Source organism: Nocardioides sp. CPCC 206347, from assembly GCF_048654605.1.
Lineage (GTDB): Bacteria > Actinomycetota > Actinomycetes > Propionibacteriales > Nocardioidaceae > Nocardioides.
In genome coordinates this window covers 132971-154792 of record NZ_JBMCYZ010000006.1, presented here as the reverse complement: position 1 = coordinate 154792, position 21822 = coordinate 132971, and the positions used below count along the sequence as shown (strand labels likewise).

The 21822-nt window shown below is 70.4% G+C and carries 22 protein-coding genes; 2 read left to right on the top strand and 20 right to left on the bottom strand.

Annotated features, from left to right (window positions below):
- From nuoK to ACOACQ_RS20010, 13 genes are all read right to left on the bottom strand, one after another.
- A complete protein-coding gene (nuoK, locus tag ACOACQ_RS20070; protein WP_141800503.1) occupies positions 1-294 on the bottom strand; it encodes an NADH-quinone oxidoreductase subunit NuoK in 294 nt (97 codons plus the stop codon).
- A complete protein-coding gene (locus ACOACQ_RS20065; protein ID WP_378597614.1) occupies positions 291-1112 on the bottom strand; it encodes an NADH-quinone oxidoreductase subunit J in 822 nt (273 codons plus the stop codon). The genes nuoK and ACOACQ_RS20065 overlap by 4 nt, the downstream gene beginning before the upstream one ends.
- Positions 1109-1720 carry an NADH-quinone oxidoreductase subunit NuoI gene (gene nuoI / locus ACOACQ_RS20060; protein ID WP_420289141.1) on the bottom strand — a complete coding sequence of 204 codons (612 nt, stop codon included), beginning with the start codon at positions 1718-1720 and terminating at the stop codon, positions 1109-1111. The genes ACOACQ_RS20065 and nuoI overlap by 4 nt, the downstream gene beginning before the upstream one ends.
- Positions 1713-3038: an NADH-quinone oxidoreductase subunit NuoH gene (nuoH, locus tag ACOACQ_RS20055; RefSeq protein ID WP_378597616.1), complete on the bottom strand. Its 1326-nt coding sequence runs from the start codon at positions 3036-3038 to the stop codon at positions 1713-1715. Before nuoH ends, nuoI begins: the two co-directional genes overlap by 8 nt.
- Positions 3035-5476 carry an NADH-quinone oxidoreductase subunit G gene (locus ACOACQ_RS20050; protein ID WP_420289140.1) on the bottom strand — a complete coding sequence of 814 codons (2442 nt, stop codon included), beginning with the start codon at positions 5474-5476 and terminating at the stop codon, positions 3035-3037. Before ACOACQ_RS20050 ends, nuoH begins: the two co-directional genes overlap by 4 nt.
- On the bottom strand, positions 5473-6774 hold the full coding sequence (nuoF, locus tag ACOACQ_RS20045; protein ID WP_378597624.1) for an NADH-quinone oxidoreductase subunit NuoF: 1302 nt from the start codon (positions 6772-6774) through the stop codon (positions 5473-5475). The genes ACOACQ_RS20050 and nuoF overlap by 4 nt, the downstream gene beginning before the upstream one ends.
- A 5-nt stretch (positions 6775-6779) precedes the next feature.
- Positions 6780-7484, bottom strand: a complete 705-nt coding sequence (gene nuoE, locus ACOACQ_RS20040) for an NADH-quinone oxidoreductase subunit NuoE (protein WP_420289139.1) — start codon at positions 7482-7484, stop codon at positions 6780-6782.
- Positions 7481-8824 (bottom strand): NADH-quinone oxidoreductase subunit D, encoded by a 1344-nt coding sequence (locus tag ACOACQ_RS20035; protein ID WP_378597619.1) that lies wholly within the window; start codon positions 8822-8824, stop codon positions 7481-7483. Before ACOACQ_RS20035 ends, nuoE begins: the two co-directional genes overlap by 4 nt.
- Positions 8821-9498 carry an NADH-quinone oxidoreductase subunit C gene (locus tag ACOACQ_RS20030; RefSeq protein ID WP_378597620.1) on the bottom strand — a complete coding sequence of 226 codons (678 nt, stop codon included), beginning with the start codon at positions 9496-9498 and terminating at the stop codon, positions 8821-8823. Before ACOACQ_RS20030 ends, ACOACQ_RS20035 begins: the two co-directional genes overlap by 4 nt.
- On the bottom strand, positions 9495-10049 hold the full coding sequence (locus ACOACQ_RS20025; RefSeq protein ID WP_378597621.1) for a NuoB/complex I 20 kDa subunit family protein: 555 nt from the start codon (positions 10047-10049) through the stop codon (positions 9495-9497). The genes ACOACQ_RS20030 and ACOACQ_RS20025 overlap by 4 nt, the downstream gene beginning before the upstream one ends.
- 3 nt (positions 10050-10052) lie before the next feature.
- Entirely contained in the window at positions 10053-10409 is a 357-nt protein-coding gene (locus tag ACOACQ_RS20020) for an NADH-quinone oxidoreductase subunit A (protein WP_420289138.1), read from the bottom strand.
- A gap of 343 nt (positions 10410-10752) precedes the next feature.
- Positions 10753-11220 (bottom strand): hypothetical protein, encoded by a 468-nt coding sequence (locus ACOACQ_RS20015; protein WP_420289137.1) that lies wholly within the window; start codon positions 11218-11220, stop codon positions 10753-10755.
- An 11-nt stretch (positions 11221-11231) separates the two neighbouring features.
- Positions 11232-11921, bottom strand: a complete 690-nt coding sequence (locus tag ACOACQ_RS20010) for a demethylmenaquinone methyltransferase (protein WP_378597809.1) — start codon at positions 11919-11921, stop codon at positions 11232-11234.
- Between the two features lie 94 nt (positions 11922-12015).
- Here ACOACQ_RS20010 and ACOACQ_RS20005 point away from each other — a divergent pair, with 94 nt between their 5' ends.
- Positions 12016-13005, top strand: coding sequence for a L,D-transpeptidase family protein (locus ACOACQ_RS20005; RefSeq protein ID WP_420289136.1), 990 nt, complete (start codon positions 12016-12018; stop codon positions 13003-13005).
- Between the two features lie 9 nt (positions 13006-13014).
- Here the strand turns inward: ACOACQ_RS20005 and ACOACQ_RS20000 are convergent, their stop codons facing one another.
- From ACOACQ_RS20000 to ACOACQ_RS19975, 6 genes are read right to left on the bottom strand one after another with little or no spacing between them, the layout of a single operon-like run.
- A complete protein-coding gene (locus ACOACQ_RS20000; protein WP_378597807.1) occupies positions 13015-13698 on the bottom strand; it encodes a hypothetical protein in 684 nt (227 codons plus the stop codon).
- A gap of 42 nt (positions 13699-13740) precedes the next feature.
- On the bottom strand, positions 13741-14379 hold the full coding sequence (locus ACOACQ_RS19995) for an MBL fold metallo-hydrolase (protein ID WP_378597806.1): 639 nt from the start codon (positions 14377-14379) through the stop codon (positions 13741-13743).
- A 10-nt stretch (positions 14380-14389) separates the two neighbouring features.
- Positions 14390-16255 carry a Na+/H+ antiporter gene (locus tag ACOACQ_RS19990; protein ID WP_378597805.1) on the bottom strand — a complete coding sequence of 622 codons (1866 nt, stop codon included), beginning with the start codon at positions 16253-16255 and terminating at the stop codon, positions 14390-14392.
- A gap of 2 nt (positions 16256-16257) precedes the next feature.
- A complete protein-coding gene (menD, locus tag ACOACQ_RS19985; protein ID WP_378597804.1) occupies positions 16258-17964 on the bottom strand; it encodes a 2-succinyl-5-enolpyruvyl-6-hydroxy-3-cyclohexene-1-carboxylic-acid synthase in 1707 nt (568 codons plus the stop codon).
- Positions 17961-18911, bottom strand: coding sequence for an o-succinylbenzoate synthase (locus ACOACQ_RS19980; protein ID WP_378597803.1), 951 nt, complete (start codon positions 18909-18911; stop codon positions 17961-17963). Before ACOACQ_RS19980 ends, menD begins: the two co-directional genes overlap by 4 nt.
- Positions 18908-19990, bottom strand: a complete 1083-nt coding sequence (locus tag ACOACQ_RS19975; RefSeq protein ID WP_378597802.1) for an AMP-binding protein — start codon at positions 19988-19990, stop codon at positions 18908-18910. Before ACOACQ_RS19975 ends, ACOACQ_RS19980 begins: the two co-directional genes overlap by 4 nt.
- A gap of 37 nt (positions 19991-20027) precedes the next feature.
- Between ACOACQ_RS19975 and ACOACQ_RS19970 the strand changes: the two genes are divergently transcribed.
- Entirely contained in the window at positions 20028-21347 is a 1320-nt protein-coding gene (locus ACOACQ_RS19970) for an MFS transporter (RefSeq protein WP_378597801.1), read from the top strand.
- Here ACOACQ_RS19970 and ACOACQ_RS19965 read toward each other — a convergent pair.
- Entirely contained in the window at positions 21328-21783 is a 456-nt protein-coding gene (locus tag ACOACQ_RS19965; RefSeq protein WP_378597800.1) for a MarR family winged helix-turn-helix transcriptional regulator, read from the bottom strand. The genes ACOACQ_RS19970 and ACOACQ_RS19965 overlap by 20 nt on opposite strands.
- Positions 21784-21822 lie beyond the last annotated feature (39 nt).

Genomic DNA, 21822 nt, shown 5'->3' with positions numbered 1-21822 from the left:
TCAGAACTTCAGCAGGCTCGCGTCGTCGACCGAGGCCGAGCGACGGGTCCGGAAGATGGTCATGATGATCGCGAGTCCGACGACGACCTCGGCCGCAGCCACCACCATCACGAAGAAGGCCGCGATCTGGCCGTCGAGGTTGCCGTGCTGGCGAGCGAACGCCACGAAGGCCAGGTTGCACGCGTTGAGCATCAGCTCGACGCACATGAACACCACGATCGCGTTGCGGCGGGTCAGCACCCCGATCGATCCGATCGTGAACAGGATCGCCGACAGGACGACGTACTCGGTCACTTCGGGTCCTCCTCGGTGGACGCCGCCGCGCCGGTCCTGCCCGCCACTTCGGGCGCTTGCGTCGGGTCGCCCCCGATCTGGGCCTGCATCTTGTCGATGTCGCGCAGGCCGGCGGGCCGCATCGTGCCGCGGGCCGCGAGGACCCGGGACACCGACGCCGCGGCCGGGCTGCCGTCAGGCAGCAGGGCGGGGGTGTCGACGGCGTTGTGCCGTGCGTAGACGCCCGGTGGGGGCAGCGGTCCGAGGTGCGCGCCGGTCTCGGCGTAGGCCCGGATCCGGGCGGCGGCGATGTCGGCCTGGGTACGACGCGGGGTGAGCCGCTCGCGGTGCGCGAGCACCATGGCGCCGACCGCGGCCGTGATCAGCAGCGCGCTGGTGGTCTCGAACACGAAGACGTAGCGCGAGAAGAGCAGGTTGGCGAGCGCCTGGACGTTGCCGCCCTCGTTCGCCCCATCAGGACCGTCGAGCCCGACCGCCGTACCGAAGGTGAGCTGGGTCAGGCCGACGACCATGATCACGGCGAACGCCAGGCCGACGAACCAGGACAACGCCCGCTGGCCCTTGATCGTCTCGACCAGGGAGTCGGAGGCGTCGACGCCGACCAGCATGAGCACGAAGAGGAACAGCATCAGGATCGCGCCGGTGTAGACGATGATCTGCACCGCGAAGAGGAACGGTGCCTCCAGGACGGCGTAGAGCACGGCCAGGCTGATCATCACGACCGCCAGCAGCAGCGCGGCGTGCACGGCCTTGCGGACGAACAGCAGGCCGAGCGCGGCCAGCACCATGATCGGGGCGAGCACCCAGAACGCGGTCATGCGTGGCCCCCTGCGTTGCCGTCCGTCGCCGGCACCGCCGGCACCGGGATCGGGGCCGCGAAGTCCCCGCGGTAGTAGGCCAGGTCGTCCTTGCCGAGCTGCATCTCGTGCGGCGGCTGCTGCATTCCGGGCAGCAGCGGGGCCAGCAGGTCGGACTTCTCGTAGATCAGGTCCGCCCGGTTGTCGTCGGCCAGTTCGTACTCGTTGGTCATCGTGAGAGCCCGGGTCGGGCAGGCCTCGATGCACAGGCCGCAGAGGATGCAGCGCAGGTAGTTGATCTGGTAGACGCGGCCGTAGCGCTCGCCGGCCGAGAACCGTGCCGACTCCTCGCCCTCACCGTCGACGTTCTCGGCACCCTCGACGTAGATCGCGTCCGCGGGACAGGCCCACGCACACAGCTCGCACCCGATGCACTTCTCGAGACCGTCGGGCCAGCGGTTGAGCTGGTGGCGGCCGTGGAACCGGGGCGCCGTGGGGAACTTCTCCTTGGGGTACTGCTCGGTGACGACCTTGCGGAACATCGTCCGGAAGGTCACTCCGAACCCGGCGACCGGGTCCCAGAGCTGTTCCTTGAGCGTGGGGCCGTTCTGCCCCGAGTGGTCAGCCATGGGGTACCCCTGCATCCATTGGATTGTCGGCGGTGCGCGTGTCGGTGTGGACGTCGGACCGGAAGGTCAGCGGCGCTGCTGCGCCCTGGACGGCTCCACCGGCCGGCATCGGCGGCACCGGGTAGCCCCCGGGCCGTGGAGTCGTGACGGACACGATCGAGGAGTCGTCCTTGCCCTCGGGAATCAGGAACGTCAGCAGCATGACCACCAGGACCACGCCGATCGCGATCATCCAGAACTGCGGGTTGGCGCTGAAGCCGCCGTCGAAGACACCCTCGTTGCGGGCCACGCGCATGGTGGCGACAGCGATGATCCAGACCAGCGCGATCGGGATCAGCCGCTTCCAGCCGAAGGCCATGAACTGGTCGTAGCGCAACCGCGGGAGCGAGCCACGCAGCCAGATGAACACGAAGATGAAGAAGAAGACCTTGCCGAAGAACCACAGCACCGGCCAGTAGCCCTCGTTCGCGCCCGCCCAGACCTCGTCGATCCAGAACGGAGCGTGCCAGCCGCCGAGGAACAGCGTGGTGGCCAGGGCCGAGACGGTCGCCATGTTGATGTACTCGGCGAGGAAGAACAGGGCGAACTTCAGGCTGGAGTACTCGGTGTGGAAGCCGCCGACCAGCTCGCCCTCGGCCTCGGGGAGGTCGAACGGCGCGCGGTTGGTCTCGCCGACCATCGCGATCGCGTAGATCACGAACGACGGCAGCAGGATCAGGCCGAACCAGACGTCGTCCTGCGCAGCGACGATCTCGCTCGTCGACATCGAGCCGGCGTACATGAAGACCGCGACGAGCGCGAGGCCCATGGCGACTTCGTAGGAGATCATCTGCGCGCTCGAGCGCAGCCCGCCCAGCAGGGAGTACGTCGACCCGCTGGACCAGCCGCCGAGGACGATGCCGTAGATCCCGATCGAGGCGATCGCCATCGCGAAGAGCACGGCGACGGGCATGTCGGTGAGCTGGAGCGGGGTCCGCTCACCGAAGAAGCCCACCTCGGGGCCGAAGGGGATGACCGCGAAGGTGACGAACGCCGGCACCACGCAGATCACCGGCGCGAGCACGAAGACCACCTTGTCGGCGGCCTTCGGGATCAGGTCCTCCTTGAACGCCAGCTTCACGCCGTCGGCCAGGGACTGCAGGAGGCCGAAGGGGCCGTGCACGTTGGGGCCGATCCGGTGCTGCATCCGGGCCACGACCCGGCGCTCCAGCCAGATGTTGAACAGGGTCAGGAGCACCAGCACCAGGAAGACCAGCAGGGTCTTGATGCCGACGACCCACCAGACGTCCTTGCCGAACGCACCGAGTCCGGTGTTCATGCCGCACCTCCCGTGATCGTGACTGCCGTGCCCGGCGAGGCGAGGTCAGCGAGCACGCCGTTCCCGACCGAGTTCGCCGGCACCCAGACCACGCCGTCGACCAGGTCGTCGGAGATCTCGGCCGGCAGGGTCACCGATCCGCGGTCGCCGGTCAGCGTGACGGTCGGACCGTGGGCGTCGTAGGTCTCCCGGGTCACCAGCGCCACCGGCGTGCGTGCGGTCGCCTTGAGGTACTTGTCGCCGTCCTGCAGCGAACCGTTGTCGAGCAGCTGCTTCCAGGTGGCCAGCGCGACGGTGACGCCGGCGCGAGCGGGCTTCTTCGCGGGCTTCTTCGCGGCCTTCTTCGCCGGGAGCACCAGCGCGGGGCGGGCGCCGTCCCACGGTCCGAGCTGCGACATCTCGGCGCGAGCCTCGTCGACGGTGCGGAAGCCGAGCGGGCTCCCCTGGCCGAGCTGGGCCAGCTCCTCGGCGACACCGGCGAGCGCCCGCAGTTCGGGCAGCGAGGCCGGGTTGCGCAGGGCGGCCTCCCAGGGCCGCACCCGCCCTTCCCAGTTGACGAAGGTGCCGGACTTGTCGGTGGTCGGGGCGACCGGGAACACCACGTCGGCGGCGGCGGTCACCTCGGTGCTGCGCAGGTCGAACGCGACCACGAAGCCGGCCGCTGCGATCGCGGCACGCGTGGCGGCAGGATCGGCGGTGTCGTCGGGGTCGACGCCGGCGATCACGAGTCCGTTGAGGTCACCGGCACCCAGCGCAGCGACGATGCCGTCCGCGTCGCGTCCAGCGGTCTCGGGCAGCGAATCGACGCCCCAGGCCGCAGCGACGTCGATCCGCGCATCCGCCTCGGCCACCGGGCGTCCACCCGGAAGCAGGTTCGGCAGGCAACCGGCTTCGACGGCACCGCGGTCACCTGCACGGCGCGGCACCCAGGCCAGGCGCGCACCGCTGGAGGCGGCGACATCAGCCGCCGCGGCCAGGGCACCGGGGATGGTGGCGAGGCGCTCGCCGACGAGCAGCACGCTGCCCGCGTCGAGCTCGCCGGCCAGGGCATCGAGGCCGGCGGCCTCGTCGCCGGGAACGGTCGGGATGACCCGGGCGGAGAGCTTCGCCAGCCCGCGGGTCGTGTACGGCGCCAGGCTGACCACCTCGGTGCCGCCGGCCAGGACCGACTTGCGCAGGCGCAGGAAGATCGCGCCGGCCTCGTCCTCGGGCTCCAGGCCCACGAGGACCACCTTCGCGGCGGACTCCAGGTCGTCGTACGTCACTCCCCCGGAGCCGGGGCCGGTCAGCGCCACCGACGAGGCGAGGAAGGAGGCTTCCTCAGCGGAGAGGGGGCGCGCACGGAAGTCGATGTCGTTCGTGCCGAGGGCAACCCGGGCGAACTTGCTGTAGGCGTAGGCGTCCTCGACGGACAACCGACCACCGGTGAGCACGCCGACGCCGCCGGCCTGCTTCGCCGCAGCCAGGCCGCGCGCAGCAACGGCGAACGCCTCGGGCCACGACGCCGGACGGAGACTGCCGTCGTCGTCGCGCACCTGCGGGTAGGTGAGGCGGTCGTCGGACTGCGCGTAGGCGAACGCGAAGCGGTCCTTGTCGGTGATCCACTCCTCGTTGACGGCCGGGTCGTTGCCGGACTGGCGGCGGAGCACCTTGCCGCGACGGTGGTCGATCCGGATCGCCGAGCCGCACGCGTCGTGCTCGGCCACACCGGGCGTCGAGACGAGGTCGAACGGACGGGACCGGAAGCGGTACTGCTCGGAGGTGAGCGCACCCACCGGGCAGATCTGGATCACGTTGCCCGAGAAGTACGACAGGAACGGGGCGTCCTCGGCGATGCCGATCTGCTGCTGCGCACCGCGCTCGAGGAGCTCGATGAACGGGTCACCGGCGATCTCGTCGGCGAAGCGCGTGCAGCGCTGGCACACGATGCAGCGCTCGCGGTCCAGCAGGACCGTCGGCGACAGGTTGATCGGCTTCGGGAAGGTCCGCTTCACGCCGCGGTTGCGGTCGTCGGAGAAGCGCGACTCTCCCTGCCCGTTGGACATCGCCTGGTTCTGCAGGGGGCACTCGCCGCCCTTGTCGCAGACGGGGCAGTCCAGCGGGTGGTTGATCAGCAGCAGCTCCATGACACCGCGCTGCGCCTTGTCGGCGACGGGGCTGGACTCCTGGGTGCTGACGACCATGCCCTCGGCCACCGGGAGCGTGCAGGACGCCTGCGGCTTGGGGAATCCCCGGCCGTTGCCGGCATCGGGTACGTCGACCAGGCACTGCCGGCACGCACCGGCGGGCGCGAGCAGGGGGTGGTCGCAGAACCGCGGGATCTGCACGCCGATCTGCTCCGCGGCACGGATGACCAGGGTGTCCTTGGGGACGCTGACCTGGACGCCGTCGATCGTGACGGTGACCAGGTCGGTCTTCTCGATCTCGTTCGTGGTCATGCGCTGACCTCCGTCCCGGCCCAGGCAGTCGACCGGGCCGCGTCGAAAGGACACCCGCCGTGCGACAGGTGGGCGAGGTACTCCTCGCGGAAGTGCGCGATGGAGCTGGAGATCGGACTGGTCGCACCGTCACCGAGGGCGCAGAACGAGCGGCCCAGGATGTTGTCGCACTGGTCGAGCAGCTGGTCGAGGTCCGCCTCCGAGCCCTGGCCGTTCTCGAGGCGCGTGAGCGCCTGGACCAGCCACCAGGTGCCCTCGCGGCACGGGGTGCACTTGCCGCAGGACTCGTGCTTGTAGAACTCCGTCCAGCGCAGCACGGCCCGCACGACGCAGACGGTCTCGTCGAAGATCTGCAGGGCGCGCGTGCCGAGCATGGAGCCGACCGCGCCGACGCCCTCGAAGTCGAGCGCGATGTCGAGGTGCTCGGCGGTCAGCAACGGTGTGCTGGAGCCACCGGGCGTCCAGAACTTCAGCTCGTGGCCGTTGCGGATGCCGCCGGCGAGCTCGAGCAGCTCGCGCAGCGTGATGCCGAGCGGGGCTTCGTACTGGCCGGGCTTCTCGACGTGGCCCGAGAGCGAGAAGATGCCGTGGCCCTTGGACTTCTCGGTGCCCATCGATGAGAACCAGGTCGCGCCGTTCTTGATGATGGCGGGCACCGACGCGATGGACTCGACGTTGTTGATGACGGTCGGGCTGGCGTAGAGGCCGGCGACCGCGGGGAACGGCGGGCGCAGCCGCGGCTGGCCGCGACGGCCTTCGAGGCCCTCGAGCAGCGCGGTCTCCTCGCCACAGATGTAGGCGCCCGCGCCGGCGTGGACGACGATGTCGAGGTCGTAGCCGGAACCGTGGATGTCCTTGCCGAGGTGGCCGGCGGCGTACGCCTCCTCGACGGCCGCCTGCACCCGACGGATGACGTGCAGGACCTCACCGCGGATGTAGATGAAGGCCTTGTTCGCGCGGATGGCGTAGGAGCTGATGATGACGCCCTCGACGAGGACGTGGGGGTTGCCCATCATCAACGGGATGTCCTTGCAGGTCCCCGGCTCCGACTCGTCCGCGTTGACGACGAGGTACTTGGGCCGCGGGTTGTCCTGCGGGATGAACGACCACTTCATCCCGGTCGGGAACCCGGCACCACCGCGGCCCCGCAGGCCGCTGTCCTTGACGGCGGTGATGACGTCGTCCTGGCTCATGCCGAACGCGACGTCGAGGGCGGCGTACCCGCCCTTCGACGCGTACGGCGCCAGCTTCCAGCCCTGCTCGACGTCCCACATGTCGGTGAGGACCGGGGTCAACATGTCGCTCACTTGCCCGACTCCTTGGCTTCGACCGCAGGAGTCGTGGGTGCGTCGGGAGCCGTCCAGCCGCGCTCGCGCGCGATCTTGAGGCCCGCGAGGCTGGCAGGTCCGGCCGTAGGGCCCTCGTCGACCCGACCGTCGGGGAAGCCGGCGAGCACGCGCTCGGCCTCGCGCCAGCTGCAGAGCTTCGGGCCGCGGGTCGAGGACACGTCGTGGCCGGCGCGCAGCGACTCGACCAGCTGGACCGCGGAATCGGGCGTCTGGTTGTCCATGAACTCCCAGTTGACCATCATCACCGGCGCGAAGTCGCACGCCGCGTTGCACTCGATGTGCTCGAGGCTGACGGTCTTCGAGTCACCCTGCCGTTGTACGGCGACCTCGTCGTTGCCGATGTCGAGGTGGTCCTTGAGACGGGCGAAGATCTCGTCGCCACCCATCACCGCGCAGAGCGTGTTGGTGCACACCCCGACGTGGTAGTCGCCGACGCCGTGACGCTTGTACATCGTGTAGAAGGTCGCGACTCCGCTGACCTCGGCGGCACTGATGTCGAGGACCGCGGCGCAGGCCTCGATCCCCTCCGGCGTGACCCGGCCCTGCACCGACTGCACGAGGTGCAGCATCGGGAGCAGGCCGGAGCGCGGCTCGGGGTAGCGCTCGGAGATCTCGCGGAGCTCGGCGAGCGTCTTCTCGTCGATCGGTGGGGTGCTCATCTGTCCACGCCTCCCATGACGGGGTCGATGCTGGCGATCGCGACGATGACGTCAGCGATCTGGCCGCCTTCGCTCATCACGCCCATCGCCTGGAGATTGTTGAACGAGGGATCGCGGAAGTGCGCGCGGAACGGTCGCGTGCCGCCGTCGGACACGACGTGCGCCCCGAGCTCGCCGCGGGGCGACTCGACCGGCACGTACGCCTGCCCGGCCGGCACCCGGAAGCCCTCGGTGACGAGCTTGAAGTGGTGGATCAGCGCTTCCATCGACTCACCCATGATGTGGCGGATGTGGTCGAGGCTGTTGCCCATGCCGTCGCTGCCGATGGACAGCTGGCTGGGCCAGGCGATCTTCTTGTCGCCGACCATCACCGGCGCGCCCTCAAGCTTCGCGAGGCGGTCGGCGGCCTGCTCGATGATCCGCAGCGACTCCCACATCTCGTTGAGGCGTACGCGGAACCGGCCGTAGGAGTCAGCGGTGTCCCACGTCTGCACGTCGAAGTCGTAGGTCTCGTAGCCGCTGTACGGCTGGGCCTTGCGCAGGTCGAAGCCGTAGCCGGTGCTGCGCAGGACCGGGCCGGTGAGGCCGAGCGCCATGCAGCCCTCGAGGTCCAGGTGGCCGACGTCGACGAGGCGGGCCTTGAAGATCGGGTTCGCGTTGCAGAGCGCGGCGTACTCGGGAAGGCGCTTCTTCATCAGGGCGACGAAGGAGCGGATGTCGTCGAGGGCACCGGGCGGCAGGTCCTGGGCGACACCGCCGGGACGGATGAACGCGTGGTTCATGCGCAGGCCGGTGATCAGCTCGAACAGGTCCAGGACCAGCTCCCGCTCGCGGAAGCCGATGGTCATCACGGTCAGCGCGCCGATCTCCATGCCACCGGTCGCGATGCAGACCAGGTGGGACGAGATCCGGTTGAGCTCCATGAGCAGGACCCGCATGATCTGGGCCTTCTCGGGGATGTCGTCCTCGATGTCGAGCAGCCGCTCGACGCCCAGGACGTACGTCATCTCGTTGTAGAACGGCGAGAGGTAGTCCATCCGGGTGCAGAACGTGACGCCCTGCACCCAGGAGCGGTACTCCATGTTCTTCTCGATGCCGGTGTGGAGGTAGCCGATGCCACAGCGGGCCTCGGTGACCGTCTCGCCCTCGATCTCCAGGATCAGCCGGAGCACGCCGTGGGTGGACGGGTGCTGCGGGCCCATGTTGACGACGACCCGCTCCGCGGCGTCGCCCTCGCCCAGGCCCGAGGCGATCTCGCTCCAGTCCTGGCCGGTGACGGTGAAGACCTTGCCGTCGCCGGTCTCGCCGGTGCCGGCGTAGAAGTCCTGATCGGTGGTCATGAGTAGCTCCTGCGCTGGTCCGGCGGCGGGATGCTGGCGCCCTTGTACTCGACAGGGATGCCGCCGAGCGGGTAGTCCTTGCGCTGCGGGTGGCCCGGCCAGTCGTCGGGCATCAGGATCCGCGTCAGTGCCGGGTGTCCGTCGAAGACGATCCCGAACATGTCCCACGTCTCTCGCTCGTGCCAGTCGGCCGCGGGGTAGAGCGGGACCAGGCTCGGGACATGGGCGTCGCCGTCGGGCGCGCTGACCTCGACGCGGATCCGGCGGTTCCACGTGTAGGACATGAAGTGGTAGACGGCGTGCAGCTCGCGCCCGGTGTCACCGGGGTAGTGCACCGCGCTGACGCCGGAGAGGAACTCGAAGCGCAGCGCCGGGTCGTCGCGCACCAGCTTCGCGACCGCGAGCAGGTTGTCGCGGTGGACGTGGAAGGTGATCTCGCCGCGGTGGATGACGACGCTCTCGATGAGTGCGTCGAGCTTGTCGGCCACCGTGTCGAACCAGCCACCGAAGGGCCGCTGCGCGGCCGTCGGGAGTACGACGGGGGCGACCAGGCCACCGAAGCCGCTGGTGTCGCCGCTGCCGCGGACACCGAACATGCCGTGGCGCTCTCCGACCGCGCGGACCTCGACCGGGGCGGCCTCGTCGGGCTTCGCCGGGACGTTCTCGTCGGTCACCGGAGCATTCCCCTCATGTCACCGGTCGGCACTGCCACGAGTCCCTCGGCCTCCATCTCGCGGATCTGGGCCAGGCGGTTCGCGCCGAGAGGCGTGGCCTGGACCTTGTCGTGCAGCTTGAGGATCGCGTCGATCAGCATCTCCGGGCGCGGCGGGCACCCGGGGAGGTACATGTCGACGGGCACGACGTGGTCGACGCCCTGGACGATCGCGTAGTTGTTGAACATGCCGCCGCTGCTGGCGCACACGCCCATGGCGAGGACCCACTTGGGCTCGGCCATCTGGTCGTAGATCTGGCGCAGGACGGGCGCCATCTTCTGGCTCACCCGACCGGCCACGATCATCAGGTCGGCCTGGCGCGGGCTGGCGCGGAAGACCTCCATGCCGAACCGGGCGAGGTCGTACTTCGGGCCGCCCGAGGTCATCATCTCGATGGCACAGCAGGCCAGGCCGAAGGTCGCGGGCCAGAAGCTGGCCTTGCGCATGTAGCCGGCCAGTCCCTCGACCGTGGTCAACAGAACCCCGCTCGGGAGCTTCTCCTCAACACCCATGGGTCAGTCCCAATCCAATCCGCCGCGGCGCCAGACGTATGCGTAGGCCACGAAGACCGTGGCGATGAACAGGATCATCTCGACCAGGCCGAACCACGCCATGGCGTCCAGGTGCAGGGCCCACGGGTAGAGGAAGATGATCTCGATGTCGAAGACGATGAAGAGCATCGCGGTGATGTAGTACTTCACCGGGAAGCGGCCGCTGAGCGCCTGCGGCGTCGGCTCGATGCCGCATTCGTAGGAGTCGAGCTTCGCGCGGTTGTAGCGGCGCGGCCCGACGAGGGTGCTCATCGCCACGGACCCGACCGCGAACAGCGCGGCGAGTGCGGCAAGGACCAGAACCGGTGTGTAGAGCTCCATGAGCCTCCCTCTCGTGACCTTGTGAACAGAATCACTAGTGGTGTGGCCCACATCCTGCCACTCCATCGAAGGGTCGCGACAGGGGGGTCGGTCAACCCGAAAGCAGTGCCTGACCTGCGGATTTAGGGCACGGAGGGCTTGGCAAAATCTTGGCCCCGTCGGGTGCCTTCGGCGCCTCCCGGCCCGCCATCGCTGGCTTACGAGCGGGGCCCCGCCGTCGGCGCCCGATGCACTGGGGGAAGGGAGATGCCGCTCAGGCGCCGACGACGGCACCCCGAAGCGCCAGCGAGGGGCAGCCGTCCGACACCGAAGTCACCCGCCCGTGCGCGACCGTGCGCGGACGTCAGGAGCTGGTCGGGTCGAGCCGCGGGAGCCATTCGTCGGGGAAGAGCTGCCGCGGGACGGCCGTGGGTCGCCGGGTGAGCGTGTCGCGGAAGGCCACCACGGCGGCACCCACCCGCGGGCGAGCCAGACGGCTCCAGGGCAGCTGCACGTCTGCAGCGGCGGAGACCAGGCGCAGGCCGTCGTCCGTCGCCTCGGCGGAGGCCTCGACACCGACGGGATACGCCGCACGGATCACGCGCGCGTTCCGGCTGTAGGTCACCACGGTGAAGAACGGCACGAGGATCGCCAGCGCGATGGCCACCCCCGGGGCGGTGGCTGCCGGGCCAGCAACGAGGCTGCCGACCAGACCGATACCGACGCAGGTCGCGCCGACCACGGCGAAGCTCCGCCGGAGGACGACGACTACGACGCCCCGGATGACCGCGGAGACCTCCGCCGCCGTGGGCGTCCAGACGACCTTCTCCATGCCGGCGCCGGTCAGGCGGTGGCGCGGTGCAGCGACACGATGCCGCCGCTCAGGTTGCGCCACTCGGGCGCGTTCCAGCCGGCGGCGCTGATCAGGTCGGCCAGCCCGCGCTGGTCGGGCCAGGCGCGGATGGACTCGGCGAGGTAGACGTAGGCGTCGGGCGCGGAGGACACCGCGGTGGCGACGGCCGGGAGGGCCTTCATGAGGTACTCGAGGTAGACGGTGCGCCACGGGGCCCATGTCGGGTGGCTGAACTCGCACACCACGAGGCGGCCGCCGGGCTTGGTGACCCGGCGCAGCTCGGCCAGACCGGCCCGGGGGTCGACGATGTTGCGCAGGCCGAACGAGATGGTCACCGCGTCGAAGGTGGCGTCGCGGAACGGCAGCTTCGTGCCGTCGCCGGCGGTGAAGGGCAGGTGCGGGAACTGCTTCTTGCCCACCTGCAGCATCCCGATCGAGAAGTCGCACGGTACGACGGTCGCGCCCGCGTCGCGGAACGGCTGGCTGGACGTACCGGTGCCGGCCGCGAGGTCGAGCACCATGTCGCCGTACGCCGGATCGACGGCGTCCAGCACTTCCTTGCGCCAGCGGCGGTCCTGGCCGAAGGAGAGGATGTCGTTGGTCAGGTCATAGCGCCGCGCGACGGTGTCGAACATCCGTCGGACATCGGCGGGCTGCTTGTCGAGCTCTGCGCGGGCCACCGCGGAAGCGTACCTACGCACGCATTACCCACTGATCGGCGGGTGAGCAAAAGTCGTTCGCAACCAACTGGCCTTCCGTGGCGTCTCCCTAGGCATGAAGACCAAGACGCGCGTCGCTCGCCGGATCAGCCTCATCACGCTGGTGGCCGCCCTGTGCTCCGTACTGGCGTACGGCGTCGGCTGGGCCGTCCAGAAGGACACCCTGCCGTGGGAGAGCGGCCCGCAGGCCGCGGGCGCGTCCCTGGGCGAGGACGACCAGATGCCCGGTGAGATGCCGGGCAACGGCGCAGGCAACGACGACCCCGTCGACGACGCGACCGACGTGCCGGCCGACCCGACCGAAGACCCGACCGACGACCCGACCGATGCGACGGACGACCCGACGCCGAGCACGGATCCCCAGCCCACCAAGGATCCCGGTCCCCCGCCCGCCGGACCGGCGCTGCTCTCCCCCGGTGACCGCGGCCCCGACGTCCGCGACCTCCAGGCGCGGCTGAAGCAGATCGACTGGTTCAGCGGAGATGTCACCGACAACTACGGCGACCTCACGACGAAGGCGGTCCGCGGCTTCCAGGCCAAGCGCGGGTTCGAGGTGACCGGCGAGGTCGACAAGCGCACCCTCGACCGACTGCACGCGATGACCCGCGTGCCGACCAGGGCGGAGCTCACCAACCAGCCGCCCCCGGGCAACGGGGGCAACAAGCCGGGCGCGCTCGACCCGCGCTGCAAGACCGGCCGCGTGATGTGTGTCGACAAGAGCAGCCGGACCCTGCGCTGGGTCGTGAACGGCCAGGTCCGCAAGACCGTCGACGTCCGGTTCGGCTCGGCCGAGCTGCCGACCCGCGAGGGCGCGTTCCACGTGACCCGCAAGAGCCCCAACCACGTGTCGAGCCTCTATCACACGCCGATGCCGTTCGCGATGTTCTTCTCGGACGGCCAGGCCGTGCACTACTCGCCGGACTTCGCAGCCAACGGCTACAACGGCGCATCGCACGGATGTGTGAACGTGCGGGATCGCGACGCCGTGGCGTGGCTGTTCGACCAGGTCGCCGTGGGCGACAAGGTCATCGTCTACTGGAGCTGACCGGGAGGGTCAGCCCTCGGTCTTCTCGAGGAGTACGTCGACGTAGTGGACGTACTCCTCCGGGTCCAGCCCGTTGCTGACGACGTCGAAGGTCACGCCGTCGGCCTGCACGTGGCACCCGATCTGGTAGTTGGCGCCGGTCAGCTCCTCGCCCGTCGGGACCCCCGTCGTCGGGTCGACCGACTCGACCCACTGCACGGCGCACGGGTGGCCGCCGAGCTTCTTGAGCTCGTAGTGGGCGCCGTTCTGGTTGTTCTCGAACGGGCCCTGCGGGAGCACCGGGCCGGCCGGCCCCGGGACCACGGTGACGATGATCTCGGCCGACCTGGTCTGGCCGGTGGGGTCGTTGAGCGCCGCCAGGCTCGCGTCGATGTCACGGTAGTAGCGCATGTCGGCATCGCCGTACACGTCGGTGAGGTTGGCGATCGCCTTCTTCTCCGCCTCCCCGAACGCCTTCGCGATGTCGTTGGCGTCGGTCACGTCCTCGGGCGAGTCGGCCTTGAAGTCCTCGGGCGTCGATTCGGAGAGCGAGATGAACCGGTCATCGAGGCGGTCGGGCAGCGCCGGCAGCTCGGCTGCGCTGGCGCCGGGGTCCTCGACGAGCTCCGGCAGGCCCACGCCGAAACCGACGGCACCGGCAAGAAGGACGACTCCGGTGGCGGCACCGGCAAGGGACGAACGTGCGATCGGCATCGGGCCATCATGCCCGGTCCACCTGAGAGTCCCGGACCCTGCCTACAGGTCGGAACCGTCGGGCAACCGGACGTAGTCGAGACCCCGCGCCCCGAGCAGGCGGCCGAACTGGCCGTCGATGATGCCGAGGCCCTCGCCGGAGTAGATCCGGTCGTGGATCGCCACGTTGCGCGCGGCGCCCACGGATCGGGCGAAGTCGACACCCTCGCTGGCCCGCATCCAGGGCGCACACACCGGCGCCAGGAGTACGTCGACCGGGAGGCCCGGCACGGTCAGGGCATCGCCGGGGTGGAACACGGTCTGGTCACCCACCGTCAGGACGTACCCGCTGTTGTGGAACCGCGGCAGGTCCGGGTGGATCACGGCGTGCAGCTCGCCGATCGCGCGGACGCCGATGCTGCCGACCTGCCAGCTCTCGTCGGGTGCCACGACCGTCACGCGCTCGGCGACGTCGGGTGCCGTGTCGCGGATCTGCGCGGCGACGGCAGCGATCGTGTAGATGGGCGCGTCGGTCGCGCGCAGGTGCTCGGGGTCGTAGTGATCGGGGTGCTCATGCGTGATCAGCACGGCGTCGACCCCGTCGACCGCCTCGCGCTGGGTCCAGACACCCGGGTCCAGCAACACGGTGGTGCCCTCGGACTCGATTCGTACGGCGGCGTGCCCGAACTTCGTCAGTCGCATGGCGCCAACGCTATCCGGTCTGGTGGTGCACGAAGCACCACCGCCAGTCCTCGCCCGGCTCGATCGAGCGCATCACCGGGTGCTGCTCCGCACGGAAGTGCGCGGTGGCGTGGCGGCCGGGCGAGGAGTCACAGCAGCCCACCTGCCCGCAGGACAGGCACATCCGCAGCGCGACCCAGCGCTCACCTTCGGCGACGCAGGCCGGGCAGGCGAGCTCGGCCGGCGGGTCGAGGAGGGGCAGCGATGCGAGGTGCTCGCACCCGTCGGCACGGCTGACGGTCGTCGTGCTCCGGAGCTCGGCGCGTTCGGCCTCCGCAGCGTCCAGCATCGATTCCTCGACGTCGAGCATGGCGAGCACCTCGCTGACGATCTCCGACGGGACAGTGCCCGTCGAGCGGATCTCCAGCACCCGTCGGCGTTCGGCGTCGATCATCTCCCCGCGCCAACGGGCGTAGAGGTCGCTCGGGCTCTCCTCGCCCTCGGTGGTGCCGAGGCGTTCCCACGCGGCGAAGTTGCGCTGCTCGATGCGCTGGATGATCAGGTCCCTGACCCGGTGGGGGTCGCTGCAGTCCTCGGCCAGCTCGTCGAGCTTGTGGAAGCCGGCCTTCGCTGCCTGCTGCAGCAGCGTCGCGCGGGCGAGGGCGTCGTCGTGCGGGTCGGGCGAGGGGACGCGCAGCCGGCGGGCGACCCACGGCAGGGTCAGGCCCTGGCCGAGCAGGGTGCCGGCCACCACGGCGAACGCGACGATCAGCAGCACCTCGCGGTGCTCGGTGTTCTCCGGGACGGTGAAGGCCGCGGCGAGCGTGACCACACCACGCATGCCGGCCCAGCCGATGAGGAACGAGTACCGCCAGCTGGCCCGCTCGCCCGTCACGGGGTCAGGACCGGGACGGATCAGCAGGAAGCGGGAGACGAAGACCCAGACCATGCGGAGCACGACGACCGCGACCAGCGTGGCGGCGCAGGCGGTCGCGATGGTGCCGACCCCGAACTCGCTCTCCTCGACCTCGGCGAGCAGCCAGTCGGCCTGCAGGCCGATCAGCAGGAAGACCGTGTTCTCGAGGACGTAGGCGATGGTGCGCCAGTTGGTGCGCTCCGCGATCCGCGACTGGGCGGTCTGCAGGATCGGGGCGACGTGTCCGAGCAGGAGACCGGCGACGACGACTGCGACCACACCGGAGGCGTGGATCTCCTCAGCGAGGATGTACGACGCGAACGGGATCACCAGCGAGATGGCGGTGTCCATCAGCGGGTCGGTGATCTTCTTGCGGAGGAAGCCGACCACGAGGAAGGCAAGGACGCCGACGACGAGGCCGCCACCGGCCGCGCGCACGAAGTCGAACCCGACCTCCCACACCGTCACGGTCGCGCCGATGGCCAGCACCGCGGTCCGCAGCGCGACCAGCGCGGTCGCGTCGTTGAGCAGGGACTCGCCCTCGAGGATGGTGACCACCCGTCGTGGCAGCCCGATCCGGCGACCGATCGCGGTCGCGGCAACGGCGTCCGGCGGCGCGACGACAGCACCGATCGCCAGCGCGAGCGGCCACTGGATCTCGGGGATGACGGTCCGGACCACCACGGCGACGCCCACGGTCGTGAAGGCGACCAGCCCTACGGAGAGCAACAGGATCGGGCGCCGGTTGGCGTTGAAGTCCACGAGCGAGGTGTTGACGGCCGCGGAGTAGAGCAGGGGTGGCAGCAGTCCGAGCAGCACCACCTCGGGCTCGAGGCGCAGCTCGGGCACGCCCGGGACGTACGACGCCGCGACGCCCACCACGACCAGGGTCAGCGGGGCGGGGATCTCGACGCGTTCGGAGATCGCGGTGACGGTCAGGACGACCACCGCGATGGCAACGAGCAGGAGTGCGATGTCCATGGCTACCGCTCCTCGGGGGTGGTGGCGAGGGCGCGGATCTGGAGGTCCAGGTCGCGCCGACCGACGCGACTGATCGTGGCCTCGATGACCTCGATGCCGCCATTGGGGCTGGCGAGCGCGTGCTCGAGTTCGGGGCGCGACGCGACGCGCAGGTGCGGGATCCGGGCGGCCGCGCACAGGCTGCCCAGGTCCATCCCGTGCGGCGTCCCGAAGAGCCGCTCGAAGGACGCGGCGTGGGCAGGCGCACCCTGTTCGAGCATCGAGAAGATCGCACCGCCGTCGTCGTTGGCGACCACGATCGTCAGGTCGGGCCGTGGTTCGTCGGGGCCGAGCACGAACGCCGTCTGGTCGTGCAGGAACGTCAGGTCCCCCATCAGTGCGAGGTTCCGTGGTCTCGAGACGGTCGCAGAGCGACCTCCTCGACCAACGAGCGAGCGACCGAGGGCAGCGCCGATCGACGTGCTGATCGTGCCGTCGATGCCCGCGAGGCCCCGGTTGGCGATCACCTTGCGGCGGGTGCCGACGGCCGGCGGGCGCGCCATCAGGTCCAGGTCGCGCACCGGGCTCGACGCGCCGACGACGAGCAGCCCGGCCGCGGGGAGGGCAGCGAACGTGGCCCCCGCGACGTCGTACGGCGTCAGGGTGGGCTGGTCCGCGAGCAACCGGTCGATCCGGCGACCCAGCGCGCGATCGGCCTGCTTCCAGGCATCGAACCAGGCCGGGTCGTCCACCTCGTCCTCAGTCCAGCGCGGCGCGAAGATCGCCGTCGAGCCCTCCGGCTTCGGCGGCCAGATGCCGCGGCCGGGCACCACGAGCACCTCGACATCGGGACGCTCGAGAAGACGGGTGACGGGGCGGGACAGGGTCGGGCGACCGAAGACCACGACCCGCTCGATGCGCGCGCCGAGGTCCGTGCCGACGAGCAGGCGGTAGGTGCGCAGGGCGTTCTCGCCGGTGCGGGCGCCGCTGGTCGGCTCGGCCAGCAACGGCCAGCCGGCAGCCTCGGCCAGCTGGCGGGCCGGCGGTCCCGAGTCGTCGCCGGCCACCACGACCGTGCGGGGGCCGCGGGGCAGGGCAGTGGGTTCGAGGCTCGCCGCTGGCACGCCTGGCACCTCAACCCCCGGCTGCCGTGCCATCGGCCCGCTGGTCGAGGTGCGAGCGTCAGCGAGCCTCGCAACCCGGGGCACGTCAGGAACGAGGGGGGCGTCGAGCTGCAGGTTCACGTGGACGACGTCGTGCGGCGGCGCGGCGACCGCGTCCAGTGCGGCGACGGTCGCGACGTCGTACGACGCCAGGAGGGGACCGAAGATGCCGGTCTGTTCGGTGGTCTGGTTGGCACCGGTGCCGCGCAGTCGTGCGGGGCGGTCGGCGGAGACCACGATCAGGCCGACGCCTGCGTGGACTCCCTCGAGGACCGCCGGGTGCAGGTTGGCGACGGCCGTTCCCGACGTGGTCAGCACCGCTGCGCGCGAGCCGCCCTTGGTCAGCCCGAGGGCCAGGAAGCCGGCCGTCCGTTCGTCGATGCGGGTGTGCAGGCGGGCTCCACCAGCCTGCGCGGACGCCCACAACGCCATCGACAACGGGGCATTGCGCGATCCCGGCGCGACGACGACGTCGGTGACCCCGGCCCGAGCGAGCCAGGCCACCAGCGCGTCCGCCAGGTCGGCGGCGCTGTCAGCAGCGCTCTCGGCAGAGGTCGGGGAGCTCATGATCGACGATCCTCCCGCAGCTCGCGCACCGCGGCGAGCCGGGCCTCCCAGTGCTCGACACGATCCGGGGCGGCGCCCAGCGCCGTCAGCTGTCGTACGTCGACCGTGGGCCGGAGCACGGGCAGGGCTCCGTCGACGGGGAGCAGGGGGTGGGCGACGACGTCCGAGGTGAGCAGCTGCACCGTGGCCAGCCCGCAGGCGTACGGCAGGTCGGGCAGGGAGGCGGCGAGCGCGACGCCGGCGGCGATGCCGACCGAGGTCTCGAGCGCGGACGACACCACGACCGGGAGGCCGATCCGTTCGGCGATCTCCAGGCAGGCGCGTACCCCGCCGAGCGGCTGCACCTTGAGCACGGCGATGTCGGCGGCCTCGAGGTCCCGCACCCGATAGGGGTCCTCGGCGCGACGGATCGACTCGTCGGCGGCGATCGGGACGTCCACCCGCCGGCGCACCCGGGCGAGGTCCTCGACGGACGCGGTCGGTTGTTCGGCGTACTCCAGGCCACCGGCGGCGCGATCGAGACGCCCGATGGCGAGCACGGCCTCGTCGACGGACCAGGCGCCGTTGGCGTCGACCCGGATCCGCCCGTCGGGACCCAGCGCGTCCCGCACCGCTTCGACCCGGGCCTCGTCGTCGGCAAGGGTCTGGCCGGGCTCGGCCACCTTCACCTTGGCCGTCCGGCAACCGCCGTCGAGCACGATGGCGTGCGCGCGCTCGGGACCGACCGCGGGGACGGTGACGTTGACCGGGACGAAGGTGCGCAGCGGGGCCGGCCAGTCACCGGCCGCCGACTCCTCGGCGCAGCGGAGCCAGGCCTCGGCCACGTCGGGCGGGTACTCCAGGAACGGGCTCCACTCGCCCCAGCCGCCGGGTCCACGCAGCAGTGCCACCTCGCGCACCGTGATGCCGCGGAAGCGGGTGCGCATCGGGATCGCGACGATCTTCACGGTGCAACCTCCTCGACCAGCGAGAGGAGTCCCTGGCGGTCGGGCTTGCCGTTCGGCAGCAGCGGGATCTCATCGAGGACGACGAACTGGCGGGGTGCCCAGGCGCGGGGGTGGGTCTCGGCGACCCAGTCGCGGAGGGTGGTCTGGAGGTCTCGAGACGGTCGCTGCGCGACCTCCTCGACCAACGAGCGAGACGGTCGCTGCGCGACCTCCTCGACCAACGAGAGAAAAGCGACGACGCGGTTGCCCCACTCCGGGTCCGGTACGCCGAGCACCTCGGCCTCAGCGACCGAGGGGTGGGCCAGCAACCGCTCGGCGACGGCGGGGCCCGGCACGTTCAGCCCGCCGCTGACGATCACGTCGTCGATCCGGCCGATCACGACCAGGCGTCCGTCCTCGTCGATGCGGCCGGCGTCGGAGGTGAGGAACCACCCGTCGACGAGCGTCTCGCGGGTGAGGTCGGGCTGGTCGACGTACCTGGTGAACAGGGTGGGGCCGGCGATCCGGATCCGGCCACCCTCGCCGAGCGCGATCGCGACGCCGTCGAGGGGCAGGCCGTCGTACACGCAGCCGCCGGCGGTCTCGGCGGAGCCGTAGGTGGCGACGACGTGGACGCCGGCCGCGGCGGCCCGGGCGCGCAGCGCGGGTCCGATCGGTCCGCCGCCGAGGAGCACGGTGTGCGCACGGCGCAGGGCGGACAGGTCATCGGGGGTGTCGAGCATCCGGGTCAGCTGGGTGGGGACGAGGGACACGAACCAGCCCGACCCCTCCGGCCAGCCCGCCTCCCCCAGGAGCACCGGGTCGTGGCCGGCCACCAGCGACCGCGCGACGACCTGCACCCCGGCGACGAAGGTCGGCGGCACGGCGAGGACCCAGGGACCGGTGGCGCCCAGCCGCGCGGCGGACGCGTGGACGGAGGCCAGCAGTGCTTCGCGGGTGAGCAGGACGCGCTTGGGAACGCCCGTGGAACCGGACGTCTCGACCACCAGGGCACGTGTGGAGGTGTCGCCCTCGAAGAGCCACGAGCGCAGGCCGGCGACCACCTCGTCGGGGTTGCCGCGCACCGTCCAGAAATCCACCTGACAGACGCTAGCGGTGCGGGCGAGTATGGGCGCGATGAGCACACCTGTCCCGGACACAGGATCGGGCACGTCCGGCGTCTTCCGTCGCCTGATCCCGCCCACTCCCCTGTCGCGCCGCCTCGCCCTGCAATCGATGCTGTTCTCCACCGGCGACGGTGCGTTCAACACCGGTAGCGCGGTGTTCCTCACGCAGGTGGTCGGGATGTCGGCGGGCAAGGTCGGACTGGCCCTCACCATCGCCGGGATCGCGGAATTCCTCTTCGCCTATCCCGCCGGTCGCGTCGTCGACCGGTTCGGCCCGAAGCGGGTGTGGGTGATCTCGACGGTGTTCCGGGTGGCGTGCTTCTGCGTGCTGCCGTTCGTCGGGTCCTTCTGGGAGTACGTCGCCCTGGCGGTCGCCTTCGCGCTGTTCGACTCCGCGGGCCACTCCTCCCACCACGCCTACGTCCTCGACGTCCTCCCCACCAAGGAGCGGGTCGAGACGCAGGCCTACATGTACTCCGCGCTCAACGTCGGCTTCACCCTCGGCGCGATCATCGGTGGCGTCGCCCTGGCCTTCGACAGCCTGGAGGTGATCCGCTGGACCCCGCTGTTCGCGGCCGCGCTGCTGCTGGCGAACGCGTTCTGGATCAGTCGACTCCCCGACGCACCGCACGACCTGCGGGTGGCCAGCGGCGAGACCCGGGTGAAGCCGATCGGACCGGGTCCGATGCGCAACCGGGGCTGGATGCTGGTGTCGTTCTTCCTCGGCACGCTGTGGACCAACCAGGTGCTGCTCAACATCGTGATCCCGCTGTGGCTGGTCGAGGCCACCGACGCACCGCACGTGCTGCTGGCGTGGCTGTTCGGCACCAACACGGTGCTCTGCATCTTCCTGCCGGCGTACACGTCGAAGGGGGTGCGGACCCTGGAGGACGGGCTGCGCTACATCTGGATCAGCTCGGGCTTCTTCGTGGTCTCGTGCGTGATCACGATGGTCACGCACTCGACGGTCGGGCTGATCACGGTGCTGCTGGTGTGGCTCGGGCACGTGACGGTGACCGGCGCCGAGCTCGCCGTCTCCGGTGCCAGCTGGTCGTTCCAGGCCGAGCTGATGGACCCGAAGCGGCGCGGGGAGTACCAGGGCGTCAACGACATCTTCGGCGCGCTCGGCTCGAAGTGGGCGCCGGCCCTCTACACATTCCTGGCCCTCTCCTGGGGCGCGGAGGGCTGGCTGGTGATCGCGGCGATCATCGTGCTCGCGTCGCTCGGGATGGGCCCGTCGGTGCGGATGGCCCAGGGCTTCGCCCAGCGGAACTTCCCGCCCGAGGAGGAGACCGTGCCGGACGCAGCACTCACGCCGGATCCGGCCTGAGCATCTCCCTGACCCGGAGCAGCACCTTGCGGGTGGTCTCCAGGTCGGCCGCGCCGAACTCGTCACGCAGGATGTCCTCCACCTCCATGATGTGGTTGAAGCCCTCCTGCGCGACCTTCTTCCCGTACTCGGAATAGCGAACGAGCTTCGCCCGCCGGTCCGTCGGGTCCTCGACCATCTCCAGGATCCCGAGACGGACCATGTCGCGGACCACCTCGCCCATCGACTGGCGGGTGATACCGACGCGCTGCGCCATGTCGGCAGCGCGCGAGCCTTCGGGGCCCAGCGTGGCGAAGACCGCGTTGTGGGAGCCGCCGATCTCCGTGAACCCGGCACGGTGCGCGTGGGCCAGCATGTCGTAGCTCAGCGCCCGCGCCGCCTTCTCGGTGAGCGCGATGAAGGGTTCGAAATCCGGACGGACCAGTTCGCTTGACATTTGACAGGTTGCCTTCCATTATCTGACAGGTAACCTTAC

Excerpts from the sequence above, each read along its gene's own strand:
- ACOACQ_RS20065 (WP_378597614.1), bottom strand. The coding sequence starts at position 1,112 with ATGACCGCGTTCTGGGTGCTCGCCCCGATCATGGTGCTGGCCGCGCTC.
- nuoI (WP_420289141.1), bottom strand. The coding sequence starts at position 1,720 with ATGGCTGACCACTCGGGGCAGAACGGCCCCACGCTCAAGGAACAGCTC.
- nuoH (WP_378597616.1), bottom strand. The coding sequence starts at position 3,038 with ATGAACACCGGACTCGGTGCGTTCGGCAAGGACGTCTGGTGGGTCGTC.
- ACOACQ_RS20050 (WP_420289140.1), bottom strand. The coding sequence starts at position 5,476 with ATGACCACGAACGAGATCGAGAAGACCGACCTGGTCACCGTCACGATC.
- nuoF (WP_378597624.1), bottom strand. The coding sequence starts at position 6,774 with ATGTTGACCCCGGTCCTCACCGACATGTGGGACGTCGAGCAGGGCTGG.
- nuoE (WP_420289139.1), bottom strand. The coding sequence starts at position 7,484 with ATGAGCACCCCACCGATCGACGAGAAGACGCTCGCCGAGCTCCGCGAG.
- ACOACQ_RS20035 (WP_378597619.1), bottom strand. The coding sequence starts at position 8,824 with ATGACCACCGATCAGGACTTCTACGCCGGCACCGGCGAGACCGGCGAC.
- ACOACQ_RS20025 (WP_378597621.1), bottom strand. The coding sequence starts at position 10,049 with ATGGGTGTTGAGGAGAAGCTCCCGAGCGGGGTTCTGTTGACCACGGTC.
- ACOACQ_RS20020 (WP_420289138.1), bottom strand. The coding sequence starts at position 10,409 with ATGGAGCTCTACACACCGGTTCTGGTCCTTGCCGCACTCGCCGCGCTG.
- ACOACQ_RS20015 (WP_420289137.1), bottom strand. The coding sequence starts at position 11,220 with ATGGAGAAGGTCGTCTGGACGCCCACGGCGGCGGAGGTCTCCGCGGTC.
- ACOACQ_RS20005 (WP_420289136.1), top strand. The coding sequence starts at position 12,016 with ATGAAGACCAAGACGCGCGTCGCTCGCCGGATCAGCCTCATCACGCTG.
- ACOACQ_RS20000 (WP_378597807.1), bottom strand. The coding sequence starts at position 13,698 with ATGCCGATCGCACGTTCGTCCCTTGCCGGTGCCGCCACCGGAGTCGTC.
- ACOACQ_RS19995 (WP_378597806.1), bottom strand. The coding sequence starts at position 14,379 with ATGCGACTGACGAAGTTCGGGCACGCCGCCGTACGAATCGAGTCCGAG.
- ACOACQ_RS19990 (WP_378597805.1), bottom strand. The coding sequence starts at position 16,255 with ATGGACATCGCACTCCTGCTCGTTGCCATCGCGGTGGTCGTCCTGACC.
- menD (WP_378597804.1), bottom strand. The coding sequence starts at position 17,964 with ATGAGCTCCCCGACCTCTGCCGAGAGCGCTGCTGACAGCGCCGCCGAC.
- ACOACQ_RS19970 (WP_378597801.1), top strand. The coding sequence starts at position 20,028 with ATGAGCACACCTGTCCCGGACACAGGATCGGGCACGTCCGGCGTCTTC.
- ACOACQ_RS19965 (WP_378597800.1), bottom strand. The coding sequence starts at position 21,783 with ATGTCAAGCGAACTGGTCCGTCCGGATTTCGAACCCTTCATCGCGCTC.